Here is a 13,306-nt window from a genome sequence, read left to right on the forward strand (position 1 = left end):
ATCACCGTGTGGCTGGTCGGTCATCCGCCGCTGGCCAGCATGCTCGAACGCACACCTTACGCCGCGCTCTACAGCCGGATCCAGACGCGCGTGCAGTTGCAGCCTGTGATCGAGCGCGAACGCTTTGCGCAGCTCATCACGCACGCGCTCAAGACCGCCGGCTGTACCCATACGCTGTTGGCCGATTCCGGGCTCGAACTGCTGCGTCAGGCTTCGCGCGGGTTACCCCGGCAGGCCGGGCGCATCTTGCGTACTGCCATGCAGCTCGCAGTCCCCCGCGGACTCAACCATCTCCCCGACGAGCTGTTGCAGCAAGCCATCGAGGAAATGCGTTAAACGCGATCTCTAAACCGTCATTCTTCAACCGCGAGGTACACCATGTTCATCTTTACCCGAAACACGACGCCCCGCCGTCCCGAGCTCACCGATGAAGCGGCCTACCTGATCCGGATCATGCTCGCCGACCTCTACCACTGGTTCGACTGGGAATACGGAAAGCAGGCACGCCGCTATCGTCCGCCCGACGGCGTTCCGCCGCTCGACGAGGATCCCCTGGACGATCCATTCTGACCTTCGGCCCCGGCGTTCATCGCGCCGGGGCCGTTTCACATGGGCGTCCGTACGCGCGACGCTTCCCCGTCTGGCTGCCCGTTCCGTCGCGCACTGCTCAAGACAACATACTTCTCGTCGGGCGCGCGACGAACTTCATCATCTCACCTCGAATAGCACGCGACGCCGGACCTATTCCAGCGCGCGCCATAACACCTGGCAGCGGGCGCTGCGCCCAAAGACATGCAAACTTGTCGCGACACCGGCGCTGGCAAAACTTGTGGCAGCAAAGCTGCAACTGGAATGGTCGCCGCAGCAGGTCGCCGGATGGCTAAAGCGAACATGGCCGGGCAACGAGGGTTTTCACGTGTCTCACGAAACGATCTATCGGACGCTCTTTATTCAAGCACGCGGCGCGCTGAAAAAAGAGCTGCTGGAGCACCTGCGGCGCACCCGTGCCATGCGTCGCTCACGTCATCACACGCAGAAGACCGAAGATCACGGTCGTATCCGCGATGCTGTTTCGATCAGTGAACGTCCCGCCACGGTTGCGGACCGCGCCGTTCCGGGGCACTGGGAAGGCGACCTCCTGTGTGGCAGCGGTAACAGCCAAATTGCTACGCTTGTCGAGCGACACACACGCTATGTGATGCTAGTCAAGATTGACAGCAAGGACAGTGAAACTGTGGCTAAGGCGCTCATCAAACACGCCGGCAAGCTTCCGCAAGAGCTCTACAAATCGCTTACCTGGGATCGCGGCACCGAGATGGCGGGGCACAAACGGTTCACCATTGCCACTGACATTGCCGTGTATTTCTGTGACCCCAAGCATCCGTGGCGACGCGGCTCTAACGAGAATACGAACGGGCTGTTGAGACAGTACTTCCCAAAAGGGATCGATCTATCGGCTTATTCGCAAGCCAAACTCAATGCTGTGGCGAGAAGGCTAAACGAGCGGCCCCGGAAAATGCTGGATTACGAGACACCAGCTGAAAGATTCCATCAAGCTATTGCATCGACCGGTTGAATCCGCCATTCCTCCCGAGATCGTGGCGTCGAGCAAATGACGCTATTGGTGCGCCTTGTCGAACAGCACGTCTCTTTAAGACCACGGCATCATCATGCGTCTCGTCACGCGCGCAGTAGACGAGCGTGACCGTATGCCGCTTTGTCAGCGCGCGAAGGCGATCGAGCTCATCCTGGTGCTGTTGCACCAGCAACTCGGCGCGATAGCGGCGCTGAAATTCAGGCCAGCGCTGCGGATCATCGTCGAACCATTCTCGCAACTCTGTACTGGGTGCGATATCTTTCATCCAATCGTCGAGCGCGGCTTCTTCCTTGCTCACGCCGCGCAGCCAAAGCCGATCGATGAGGATCCGCGTACCGCCATCCGGTTGGCGGCTTCGTACGCACGCTTGATCCGCAGATGGTCACTGAGGAACGACGTCGTAGTCATGTTTGCGCTGCACCGTGGGGTCATATTCGCAAGCCGCGCGCTTGCGCACCTCTTCCGACGCACATCATACTGTGCGACCGGTCCATTTCGACATTGTATGATTTTTACAGCCGCAGGCGCACGATGCATTCGGTGCCGGCCACGACCACAAAATGGCAGGTTCCGATACCGATGACTTTAGATGCCTGAACGACGACGCACCCCACTCGACGCGCTGCTTACTGAAATCCGCGCTTGCCGCGCATGCGAAGCCGAATTGCCACTCGGCCCGCGGCCCGTGCTGCGGCACATCGCGATGCCCGTATACTGATCGTCGGCCAGGCGCCGGGCGCACGCGTGCATGCGAGCGGTATCCCATGGAACGACGCCAGTGGCAAGCGGCTGCGGGAATGGCTCGACGTTGACACCGACATTTTCTATGATGCCTCGCGCTTCGCGATCGTGCCCATGGCTTTCTGCTATCCCGGGCGCGGCGCGAGCGGAGATACGGCGCCGCGCCCCGAATGCGCGGAGCTGTGGCTCGACCGGCTACTCGCCGAACTCCCCGCGATCCGCCTCACGCTGCTGGTCGGCCAGTACGCGCAGCGGCAATTTCTCGGCGGTGCACGAAAAGCGACGCTGACCGACACTGTGCAGGCATGGCGTGAATTCGGCCCGGACGTGGTGCCGCTGCCGCATCCATCGCCGCGCAACCAAGGGTGGTTCAAGCACCATCCTTGGTTCGAGACCGACGTGCTGCCCGAGTTGCGGCGTCGGGTTTCCCGGCAACTCGCCGCTTGATGTTCCGGCGACCCGGTCCCTCGCTCTTCCTTACTCCATGACACGCATCGAAAGCGAATTACATCAACGCCATAAAAGAGAGAAGGGGGACGCACGCGCGCTTTTCTCAGGTCAAGTGATAAAGACGAATTGGAGCGATTGGTTCCGGCAGGGGGCGTCCGCATAGTTCGAGAATAGAGCGTTCGATATTGCACGCCATGGCGTCGAGCGCGAGCGCGTTCGGCGCGACTGTAAACGGTTCGGCCACTTCGCTCGCAATCGCTTCGAGCGCGATCAGCGTATAGGAGATGAACACACACAGCAGGGGCGTGAAGAACTCCGTCGAATCAACCAGTCCGAACGGCAACATGATGCAGTAAGCATAGACGGTTCGGTGCAACAATACGCTATAGGAGAATGGGATTGGGGTGGAGGCGATGCGTTCGCATCCACCGACGGCTGCGCCTAATTCGTTGATCTGCGCATCGAGCAGCCAGAGCGTCTCCGCACCTGCTCGTCCGTGGAGTTCCGTCTGTGCAAGTTCGCGACGGATTTCATCGAGCAGCGCTGTGGGTTTGTAGTGCTTCAGGCGTAGTGCCTCGACCTGATCGAGCCCCAGCAGGCGCACGAAATCCGAGGTCGGATCTGTGCCTCGCAGTTCATGCTTGAGTGCGTAGACGAAGGCAATCATCATCTGCGTCATTTGAAGCCTGTTCGCATGCTCCGGGACGTAACATAATATTTGTGACGTCAACGCCCGCGTAGAGATTAGCAGATTGCCCCACAAATGACGCGCTTCATTGAACCGCCCATAGCTTGCGTTATTGCGGAACGCGAGAAAGATGGCAAGGGCGAGGCCGAACAAGGTGAAAGGTGCGGTGTTGAGGGGAATCTTCTCTCCAAAGATCCGTCCGTGCGTGAATGCGGCGGTGATGCTGACGACCGCCATGAAAGCCAACTGCGGAATGATCGATTGAAGAACGGAACCGTTCCACACAAACAACAAGCGGAACCAGTTTTCAGTCGGCCTCACGATCATGGTGTGCTCTTTTCATGTACTGAATCACGCGTCCTCCGGCAGGCGCGCTGCGCAGGTTCGCGCGCGAACGGAGTCAGGGCTCGCGCAGCTTCGAACACGACGATCGTCCGTCCGTTAGCCGGTCCGAGTCAATGGTAGCCAGGGTCTCCTTCCCGTACTTTGCCCCGAAATACGCGATATTGCATGGCGTTATAGACGAGAATGATCGGTAGCACGATCACGGTGCCAACAAGCGCAAAGAGCTGGCTTGAGTGACTCGACGAAGCATCCCAGATCGTCAGCGACGGAGGGAGGATATACGGCCAGATACTGATGACGAGGCCGGTATAGCCGAGAAAGCAGATGCCGAGTGTCAGAAGGAACGGCATTGCCTCGTGCTGCAGCCGGATCGAGCGGAGAATGCCCCACACGCAGAGAATGACGAGTATCGGTACGGGAATGAACCATCCGAGCTGGCCGCTTCCAAACCAGCGTTTCTCTACGGCTGGCAAGCCGATCACGGTCCAGAGGCTGACGATCGCAATCGTTGCGAGCAGGGCAATCGCGAGGGGGCGCATCAATTGTCGCATCTTGCGCTGCAGCTCCCCATCCGTTTTGAGAATGAGCCAGCCACACCCTAACGTTGCATAGGTCATCAGCACGCCGAAGCCGCAGAACACACTGAACGGGGAGAGCCAATCGAACGGCTCGCCGACGAAGCGCGCGTCGACAATCTTGATGCCCTGTAGCAGGGAGCCCAGCGTGACGCCCTGGCAGAACGCCGCCAGCGCCGAGCCACCAATGAATGCGAGATCCCAGGCATGCTGCGTGCGTTTGGCCTTTGCGCGCAATTCGAACGCCGCCCCCCGAAAAATCAACCCAACGACCATCAGGATAAGCGGCATATAGTTGGCCGGCAGGAGGGTGGAGTAGACAACGGGAAAAGCCCCGTAGAGACCAGCACCGCCGAGCACCAGAAACGTCTCGTTGCCGTCCCAAACTGGGGCGACGGTATTGAGCATCACGTGACGATCGCCCTTTTCTTCAAAGAACGGAAACAGCAAGCCGATGCCCAGATCGAAGCCGTCAAGCGTGACATAGATAAAGACACCGAGGCCGATAATAAACGCCCAGATGATGGGAAGATCGATGGACATGACATTATTCTCCTTCCAGCACGTCTAGGGCACGGTTGTGCAGTTCAGGGTACTTCAACGACTCGCGGGTTTCGAGACCTTCCGCAGGCCCTGCGTTCATCATCTTCAGCATGTAATAGACGCCGACGCCGAATACGAGGAAATACACGATGATCAATATCAACAAAGTGACGCCCGCTTGCTGGCTGCCGATGGGCGAGACCGAGTCTATCGTCCGTACCACGCCGTAAACTGTCCAGGGCTGGCGGCCTACCTCCGTCGTGATCCACCCGGCTAGCAGCGCCACGATGCCCGACGGACCCATGCAGAATACAAACCATTGATACCAGCGGGCCTCGTAAAGCCGGCCGTTGCGCCGCAGCAGCAGTCCAACGATCGATGTCAATAACATCAGCATGCCAAGACCGGCCATGATGCGGAACGTCCAGAACACGATTGGCGAATAAGGGCGATCTTGCGGCGGAAACTCCTTCATGCCGCGGATCTCGCCGGTCCAGCTATGGGTCAGAATCAAGCTGCCGAGGTGAGGCACTTGAATCGCGTATCGTGTAGTCTCCGCGTCCATGTCGGGCAGACCGAACAGGTTCAGCGCGGTGCCGCCATGCTCGGTTTCCCAAAGACCTTCGATGGCTGCAATCTTCACTGGCTGATACTCGCGCGTGTTCAGCCCGTGTGCGTCGCCGACCAGGATCTGTATCGGCGTTAGCACGAGCAGCATCCATAGCGCCATTGACAGGCTGCGCTTGACCGGTACGTCGCGCCGGCCATGGAGGAGGTGCCATGCACCGCAAGCGGCAACAATGAAGGCCGCTACGATAAACGCGGCGATCGTCATGTGCACCAGTCGATAGGGAAACGACGGATTGAAAATCACCTTGAACCAGTCGACTGGGACAATACGACCATTCTCCATGGCAAAGCCCTGCGGTGTCTGCATGAAGCTGTTTGACGCTAGAATCCAGAACGTCGAAATCAGCGTTCCAACCGCGACCATGAGCGTCGCGAAAAAGTGTGCACGAGGACTCACCCGGTGCCAGCCAAATAGCATGATCCCGAGAAACCCCGCTTCCAGAAAGAACGCCGTGAGGACCTCATAGGTCAATAGCGGTCCGGTGATGTTGCCGGCAATCATGGAGAAGCCGCTCCAGTTTGTGCCGAACTCATAGGCCATCACGACGCCGGAGACAACGCCCATCCCGAAGCCGACAGCAAAGATCCTCGACCAGAACACGTACATGTCCTTGTACGCTTTGTCGCCAGTCAGCAGAAAGCGCCACTCGAGCACGGCGAGGAAGCTGGCCATGCCGATACTGATCGCCGGAAAGACGATATGAAATGAAACCGTGAACGCAAACTGCAACCTGGCGAGATGAAAGGCGTCGAAGATTTCCATAATCGGTCAATAGCTCCAGGTGATGACATCAAGCGTGTGACGACAAACGTCATGCGGAGGTGCTCGACTAGGCGATAAATCTGACGCCCGTTGGAACAGATTTCACCGGTTTGCGAAGCAAATGGCGGGGTGGGCGCGGCCCCGCTTTTATCGCGCGGTCTTTCTCTTCACCGCGCGACGCCGCGCCCCAGCCGCCTGAATGCCGACCGACACGACGGCAAAGCGCGGCATATCAGGCAAGCAGCCAATGCAAGGTCAGTTCGTCGCTACGCGCTCCACCCGTACGGGCACTGACTTGTAAGAAGGTGTACCGCTCTCCTTGTCGATATAGTCGAGTGGCACCAGAACATTGGCCTCCGGGTAGTACGCCGCGACCGAGCCCTTTGCGATGTTGTAGATGATGGCAGTGATGTTCTTCAGTTTGAGCGGCCTACCGGAAGTGATCGTTTCAATGTCCACCAGATCGCCGTGTTCGATGCCGTGTTCGGCCATGTCGTCCTGGTTCATGAAAAGGACATCCCGCCTGCCAAACACGCCTCGATAGCGGTCGTCCATCGCGTAGATGGTGGTGTTGTACTGATCGTGGCTACGGATCGTGATGAGTCGCAGCACGTTCTCAGCGCCGAGGACGTCGGCATCTTCCTTCACCCCGCTGTACACGGAGAACATTGCCTTGCCCGTCGGCGTATGCCACTGTCGCTCGGTCGGCGGAAGCGGCAGCCTGAATCCGCCGGGAACTCTGATACGCGCGTTGAAATCCTCGAAGCCAGGAACGGTCTGTTCAATCAGGTCACGGATCTTGTCGTAGTCGGCGATCAGGTCCATCCACGGCACTTTGGTATTCGGCAACGTGGCGCGTGCGATGCCGGCGACGATTGCGGGCTCCGAGCGCAGGAACTCCGACGCGGGTGTAAGCTTGCCCGACGACGCATGGACCATCGACATGGAGTCCTCAACCGTGACCGACTGCGGTCCTCCAGTCTGCACGTCAAGCTCTGTTCGTCCAAGGCAAGGGAACAGATACGTTTCTTTCGCGACGAGGAGGTGCGTGCGGTTGAGCTTCGTGCCAATATGCACGGCCAGGTCGAGTCTGGACATGGCAGGGAAAGACTGCTCGGGGTCGGGCAGTGCAACAGCAAAATTTCCACCGAGGCAAAAGAGCGCCTTCGACGTGCCATCGATCATGGCCTGCATGGCCTGGACAGCGTCGTGTCCGTGCTCGGAAGGCGGGGTGAAGCCGCACGCCGTTTGTATGAGCTTGAGGAACTCCTGGGAGGGCTTTTCGGTAATGCCGACGGTGCGGTCACCCTGTACATTGGAGTGCCCGCGCAGCGGGCAGATTCCAGCGCCGGGCTTTCCGAAGTTCCCACGCATGAGCAGCAGGTCGGCGATCAGCCGAACGTTCGCTGTTCCCTTGTTATGCTGCGTAATGCCCATGCCATAGGTCACAATCGTTGCGTTGGATTTTGCGTAGGCGATGGCCACGTGCTCAAGGTCTGCGCGCGTGAGGCCGCTTGCCTTTTCGATGTCGTCCCACGAGGTCGCCTCAACGTCCGCGGCGCAGGCGTCGAACCCTTCCGTGTGTGCCGCAATGAATTCCCGGTCGAGGACGTTTCCTTGCTCGGCTTCCATCTGGAGCAAGGCCTTTATCACCCCTTTCAGCGCCGCCGCGTCGCCGCCGGCATCGACCTGGAAATAGGTCGACGCAATTCGGGTGGACCCAAAGGTCGCCATTTCCAACATGCTCTGCGGATCGGCAAAGCGCTCCAGCGCGCGCTCGCGCAATGGGTTGAAGACGATGATCGGCACGTTTCGCCGCGCAGCTTCATGCAGCGTACCCATCATGCGCGGGTGATTCGTGCCGGGATTGTGGCCCATCGCAATGATGAGTTCCGCCGAATCGAAATCGTCGAGCGATACCGTACCTTTGCCGATGCCGATTGACTGCGGCAATCCCACGCTGGTCGGCTCGTGGCACATGTTCGAACAATCGGGAAAGTTGTTCGTGCCGTATTCGCGCGCGAACAACTGATACAGATATGCAGCTTCGTTCGAAGCACGGCCCGACGTATAGAACTCGACCTGATCCGGTTTTAGCGTGCGGAGGATCTCGCCGATCCGCGCGAACGCATCTTCCCATTCGACGGTGCGATAGGTATCAGTTGCACGGTCGTACACGAGCGGGTGCGTGAGCCGTCCCATGTCCTCCAATTCATAGTCGGTCATCTTAAGCAGCGAGCTGACCGTATGGCTTGCGAAAAATTCCGGCAGCACACGCTTGGTGGTCGCTTCCCATGTAACAGCCTTCGCACCGTTCTCGCAAAACTGGAAGGTGGATCGGTGTTCCTTGTCGGGCCAGGCGCAACCCGGGCAATCGAAGCCGGTAGGCTGATTCGTTCTGAGAAGCGTGATCGGCGCCTCGATGCTGTCCATCTGATCGTGGATCGCCTGAGCGGTCGCTTTGAGTGCACCCCAACCGCCAGCGGGACCTTCGTACGGCCTGATACCTGGCACGTCGCGTAGCTTGGCCACATGAACCTCCAATAAACGAGCGTAGTCCTGCTAGGGACGGGATAGCCTGTTGATTTCAAGGCTTCGCCGTCTCGCGGCTGACGAGGCGGCTACTGCGGTTAAGTCTAGTTAATCTAAATTCTTGCACAAGAGGAAAATTGACATGCGCTAAGATTAATCAAAGCAGCGCTAGGTTTCTCCGTATATATCGGTTTTCAAATGCCGGTACTGTGTATTATTAAAACGCCGACTTATTGCTATAAAAATTGCGCTAAGGAAACGCTGATCAATTCGACTCGGCCGTCATCGCAGATGTGGCCGAGGACGTTGTAGAAGCAAGCTCACGGAACGGAACCATAGTGATGAAGCGGCAGATCAGCTTTGCAGAGGCGGAAAGTGCGGGCAAGAAGCGCGTGACCAAGCGTCAGCGCTTCCTGGCTGAGATGGAGACGGTCGTGCCGTGGCCGCGTTTGCTGGCGGCGATCGAACCATACTACCCGAAGGGCGAGCGAGGCCGACCGCCGATTGGCTTGGAACGTATGCTGCGTATTTACTTCCTTCAGCAGTGGTACGGGTTGTCGGATGAAGCGCTCGAAGACGCGCTCTATGACAGCATCGCGATGCGCGGCTTCGCCGGCATTGATCTGGCAGTTGAGAACGCGCCGGATGCGACCACGCTGTTGAAGTTCCGGCGTCTGTTGCTCGAGCACGATCTGACGCGCAAGTTGTTTGACGAAATCGGCATCTCGCTGTGTGAGCGCGGGTTGATGATGAAAGAAGGGACGCTGGTCGACGCGACGATCATTGAGGCGCCGGCTTCGACCAAGAACGCCGGGAAGAGTCGCGACCCGGAGATGCATCAGACCAAGAAAGGAAACGCGTGGCACTTCGGTATGAAGGCCCACGTCGGCGTCGATGCCGAATCTGGCCTCGTGCATAGCGTGGTGGGCACGGCGGCCAATGAGTCGGATGTGTCGCAGGCCCATGCCCTGTTGCACGGCCATGAGCAGGAAGCGTTCGGCGACGCGGGCTACATCGGCGTGGACAAACGCGACGAAATGAAGGGCAAGTCGGTGAAATGGCGCGTAGCGGCCAAGCGCGGAAAGATCAAGGCGATGCAGGATGGTCCGCTGAAGGATCTGGTGATCGCGCTCGAGAAAACCAAGGCGCAAATCCGCGCTCGGGTCGAGCATCCGTTTCATATCATCAAGAACCTGTTCCGTCATCGCAAAGTGCGCTACAAGGGACTGGCCAAGAACACGGCGCAACTGTTCAGCCTGTTGGGCTTGGCGAACCTGGTGATCGCGCGAAATCTGTTGCGCTCCGTTCATGGAAGCAATCCGTCTTGTGTTTGAAAAATGCGAGAAGTGAAGCCCGTTTTCGGCGGAACTCCCAAGAATTACCTTGGTTTCGCTTCGTCATCCGAAAATTGTGAACCAGCGCTGCCGATAACCTCGCGCGCTGACCCATTATTCAGCGTTTCCCTAAATATCGTTATAAAACTATATCGAGCATTTAACGGTTTGCCCTTCATGCCACTCTCATGACGTCAAGGCGGTAGCTCGGAACATCGCCGTCTCGCATCCGCCAGGTGGAGTGTGTCATTGACAGAGCACCGACAGCAGGCTTGGCTCAGCGGATAACACACACTATGTGTATGGTCTGCTCACTCCGTTAGTCGATCGCTTCGCTTGGCAAAAATTGCACTTCGACCCCAGGTATCCGCGTGTGAGCGTTCGAAGCCTCTTTTCGCAGGCTTGTCTTTCGCGCTAGCTCTGCACGCCGAAAGTGACAACCGATCGGCTGAGACGCACTAGCGGGAAAGAACGCCACGATGTCGCTCTGCAACTAGCAATGATTGGATGCAAAACTAACACGAACGCACCGCGCGGCGCCACTGATCAAATCCTATTGATAAGTCGGACTCCTGTTAACATCTTTCAATCCGATACTATGTATCGGATTTGCGCTCGGAAAGTAGCGTCGCTAATCAACAGGCCGGGACAAGTCGTTGACTGAAGCGGAAGAGCAGTGGGTGCGGGCGAGTCGCGTGGTCCCGCGCACCCGGAAAATGGGGAACAGCGCTACTATTTCCGCATTATCGCTGCTATCAGCAGACGAACCGGCAATACGAGAAGGGTGACAGCGCCTATTCCCAAAAGCCAGAGAATCAACATCCACTTCAGGTCGGTTAGAAAACCCGTGCGCCGACTTGGCGATTCCTTCATGACCCACCTCCGCCTGTTCGCCCTTCCCGAGCATTGGATGCCCGACCATCCGATGCTTGTTCGACTCCAACAATCAGGCTCGACGCGGTGAAGATCGCGGTCGCGGCCTTTCCGACGGCGAGACGAGAAGTCGACGTTTTCGTTCGCCAGGGTTGAAACGATTTTCGCGTCTTCGAGGGGCCGATCCCAACCTCGACATTCGGGACCTTTCTGATGACCCACGGATCGCCTCGGCGATGCAATTTTGAACAGACAACGCGCGAATGCTGGTCGATCGGTTTCGGTTGCGTATAAGCATAGGCGGAAATTGAAAGATCAGGATCGGTGGTGATCGCAAATTGAGCGATGTCGGGCTCAGGAAAAGGAACGAGCGTTGGCTCGTCTGCTCCGTATGTTGGGGTTTCGCGCTTGTTGCGACGCAAGAGGGGCAGGGCGCGACTGCCTGAAAAAAGCGGAGTCAAATAGGCTTTTCGTGCTAGTCTTTTTGGACAGCAAGCAAGGGGACGACGATGGCCGATACCATAGAAGGTATCAGGATCATGCATATGGACGGACACGATGCCGTTAAATTCGGCATAAAAGTGGACAGCGTCCACTACCTTTGCGTAGCGAGAATGTGCTCCACGAGATGTCTCAGCCGGGCAGTCATAAATCCGAACTGCTGCGTGAGTTCGAGCAGCACCGGAGCTAATATACGAGAAGGCCGCTGCCGCAATTCGGGGCGGCTTGCGGGGTGAACCGCTGCTGTTGCACGGCGAGGTCTTCACATCCTGACAGACTGGAGCGTAGCGCTGACTGAAGCGGCGACAGGTTCACGGGCCGATACAAAGTATGGGGTGTCGCCGCGATGGTCGTCCGCTTTACATCCCGTTTTCCCCAGTTTTTGCGAATGTCCGCTGAGACGGGATGGCGCTCGTCAAGATTGACACGACTGCCTTCACCCATTGCGAGAAAGGGCGCTGTGCCTGGATGAGGTGGTTCAGCCGTTCCGCGCGTCAACGGGGCACGGTTATGCGACAAAACCCAATGTTCAGCCCCTTGCATTTCCCCGATCGTTCATATCAAAAGTTGCGGAACCGATAATAACTATCGCGAAACGCGACGCCCGCTTCGATATATTTGCCAATCGGATTCCAAATCCGCCTCGCCATAATCAAACGGTCAAGCACTCACGCCGGGGCTCACCTTCCAAACTCGTCGCCTTTCCCGAGGCATGGACTATGACCGATCCTGCTGTTGACTCCTTTCGTCCTGGATTCCATTGCGGAGTGGTCGCTATCGTCGGGCAGGCGAACGTCGGTAAATCGACGCTGATGAACGCCCTCATCGGACAGAAGATCAGTATTACGTCGCGCAAGGCACAGACCACGCGTCATCACATCACCGGTATCAACACGACTCAGGACGCGCAGTTAATCTTCGTCGACACGCCTGGCTTCCAAACTCGTCACGACGCCGCGCTGAACCGATCACTGAATCGCGCAGTTACGTCGACGCTGAGTTCGGTTGATGTGATCCTGTTCGTGATCGAGGCGGGCAAGTTCGGGCCAGATGATCAGAAGGTGCTGGACCTGATTCCGCCCGGCATGCCCACGCTATTGATCGCGAACAAACTCGACTGCGTCAAGGACAAGGAGACGCTGTTTCCGTTCATGCAGCAGATGAGCAAACTGCGAGAGTTTGTCGAACTCGTTCCGCTGTCGGCCACCCACCCGAAAGACATTGAGCATCTGTTGACGACGATCAAGCCATACCTGCCGGAAGGAACGCCAATCTATGGCGAAGATGACCTGACCGATCGGAGTTCGCGATTCCTCGCCGCCGAGATCCTGCGTGAAAAGGTGTTCCGCTGGACCGGCGATGAACTGCCATACACGAGCACGGTATTGATTGACAGGTTCGAGGAGGGAGGACGTCTCAAGCGCATCTTCGCGACGATCCTCGTGGTACGTGAATCACAGAAGGCAATCGTGATCGGCAAGGAAGGATCGAAGCTCAAACAGATCAACACCGACGCTCGGCTTGACATGGAAAAGCTGTTTGATGGCCCCGTGTATCTCGAGACGTTCGTCAAGGTAAAGAGCGGCTGGGCAGACAATGAAGCAGGACTTCGCGCCTACGGATACGAATGACGCCCGACCTATGAATAACTGGCCACCGTGCGGTACAGGAAACCGGCACGGCGAGCGTTTGATCCACTCGTAGGGCAGGAGGTGTGCTCGCAGCGTGTGATCG

Annotated in this window: 9 protein-coding genes and 3 pseudogenes; 6 read left to right on the forward strand and 6 right to left on the reverse strand. The window is 57.9% G+C overall.

What is annotated here, in order from left to right:
- From AWB75_RS22015 to AWB75_RS22025, 3 genes and pseudogenes are all read left to right on the forward strand, one after another.
- Positions 1-336, forward strand: a pseudogene (locus AWB75_RS22015) (AAA family ATPase); the annotation flags it as partial.
- 42 nt (positions 337-378) lie between these two features.
- Positions 379-570 (forward strand): hypothetical protein, encoded by a 192-nt coding sequence (locus tag AWB75_RS22020; protein ID WP_061126177.1) that lies wholly within the window; start codon positions 379-381, stop codon positions 568-570.
- Positions 571-646: 76 nt separating this feature from the next.
- Positions 647-1,576, forward strand: a pseudogene (locus AWB75_RS22025) (IS30 family transposase); the annotation flags it as partial.
- Here AWB75_RS22025 and AWB75_RS22030 read toward each other — a convergent pair.
- Entirely contained in the window at positions 1,557-1,895 is a 339-nt protein-coding gene (locus tag AWB75_RS22030) for a DUF488 domain-containing protein (RefSeq protein WP_235012193.1), read from the reverse strand. The pseudogene AWB75_RS22025 and the gene AWB75_RS22030 overlap by 20 nt on opposite strands.
- A gap of 291 nt (positions 1,896-2,186) precedes the next feature.
- Between AWB75_RS22030 and AWB75_RS22035 the strand changes: the two are divergent.
- Positions 2,187-2,785, forward strand: a pseudogene (locus AWB75_RS22035) (uracil-DNA glycosylase family protein).
- Between the two features lie 106 nt (positions 2,786-2,891).
- On the opposite strand, the gene AWB75_RS22040 reads toward AWB75_RS22035, so the two are convergent.
- From AWB75_RS22040 to AWB75_RS22055, 4 genes are all read right to left on the reverse strand, one after another.
- Positions 2,892-3,803 carry a bestrophin family protein gene (locus AWB75_RS22040; protein WP_061126179.1) on the reverse strand — a complete coding sequence of 304 codons (912 nt, stop codon included), beginning with the start codon at positions 3,801-3,803 and terminating at the stop codon, positions 2,892-2,894.
- Between the two features lie 128 nt (positions 3,804-3,931).
- Positions 3,932-4,939 carry a cytochrome d ubiquinol oxidase subunit II gene (cydB, locus tag AWB75_RS22045; RefSeq protein WP_061126180.1) on the reverse strand — a complete coding sequence of 336 codons (1,008 nt, stop codon included), beginning with the start codon at positions 4,937-4,939 and terminating at the stop codon, positions 3,932-3,934.
- Positions 4,940-4,943: 4 nt separating this feature from the next.
- Entirely contained in the window at positions 4,944-6,332 is a 1,389-nt protein-coding gene (locus AWB75_RS22050; protein WP_061126181.1) for a cytochrome ubiquinol oxidase subunit I, read from the reverse strand.
- Positions 6,333-6,587: 255 nt separating this feature from the next.
- Positions 6,588-8,864, reverse strand: coding sequence for an FdhF/YdeP family oxidoreductase (locus tag AWB75_RS22055; RefSeq protein ID WP_061126246.1), 2,277 nt, complete (start codon positions 8,862-8,864; stop codon positions 6,588-6,590).
- Positions 8,865-9,205: 341 nt separating this feature from the next.
- Between AWB75_RS22055 and AWB75_RS22060 the strand changes: the two genes are divergently transcribed.
- Positions 9,206-10,198 (forward strand): IS5 family transposase, encoded by a 993-nt coding sequence (locus tag AWB75_RS22060; protein WP_061126182.1) that lies wholly within the window; start codon positions 9,206-9,208, stop codon positions 10,196-10,198.
- An 869-nt stretch (positions 10,199-11,067) separates the two neighbouring features.
- On the opposite strand, the gene AWB75_RS37150 is transcribed toward AWB75_RS22060, so the two are convergent.
- The gene (locus AWB75_RS37150; RefSeq protein ID WP_143746476.1) at positions 11,068-11,667 is read right to left on the reverse strand and encodes a hypothetical protein; all 600 of its coding nucleotides are present in this window, start codon (positions 11,665-11,667) and stop codon (positions 11,068-11,070) included.
- A 624-nt stretch (positions 11,668-12,291) separates the two neighbouring features.
- On the opposite strand from AWB75_RS37150, the gene era reads away from it, so the two are divergent.
- Positions 12,292-13,203: a GTPase Era gene (gene era / locus AWB75_RS22065; protein WP_061126183.1), complete on the forward strand. Its 912-nt coding sequence runs from the start codon at positions 12,292-12,294 to the stop codon at positions 13,201-13,203.
- Positions 13,204-13,306 lie beyond the last annotated feature (103 nt).

Source organism: Caballeronia catudaia (genome assembly GCF_001544755.2).
In the GTDB taxonomy this organism is placed as follows: Bacteria; Pseudomonadota; Gammaproteobacteria; order Burkholderiales; family Burkholderiaceae; genus Caballeronia; species Caballeronia catudaia.

Bases quoted from the DNA above. Each gene is read 5' to 3' on its own strand.
- AWB75_RS22040 (WP_061126179.1), bottom strand. From the start codon at position 3,803: ATGATCGTGAGGCCGACTGAAAACTGGTTCCGCTTGTTGTTTGTGTGG.
- AWB75_RS22020 (WP_061126177.1), top strand. From the start codon at position 379: ATGTTCATCTTTACCCGAAACACGACGCCCCGCCGTCCCGAGCTCACC.
- AWB75_RS22050 (WP_061126181.1), bottom strand. From the start codon at position 6,332: ATGGAAATCTTCGACGCCTTTCATCTCGCCAGGTTGCAGTTTGCGTTC.
- AWB75_RS22060 (WP_061126182.1), top strand. From the start codon at position 9,206: ATGAAGCGGCAGATCAGCTTTGCAGAGGCGGAAAGTGCGGGCAAGAAG.
- cydB (WP_061126180.1), bottom strand. From the start codon at position 4,939: ATGTCCATCGATCTTCCCATCATCTGGGCGTTTATTATCGGCCTCGGT.
- era (WP_061126183.1), top strand. From the start codon at position 12,292: ATGACCGATCCTGCTGTTGACTCCTTTCGTCCTGGATTCCATTGCGGA.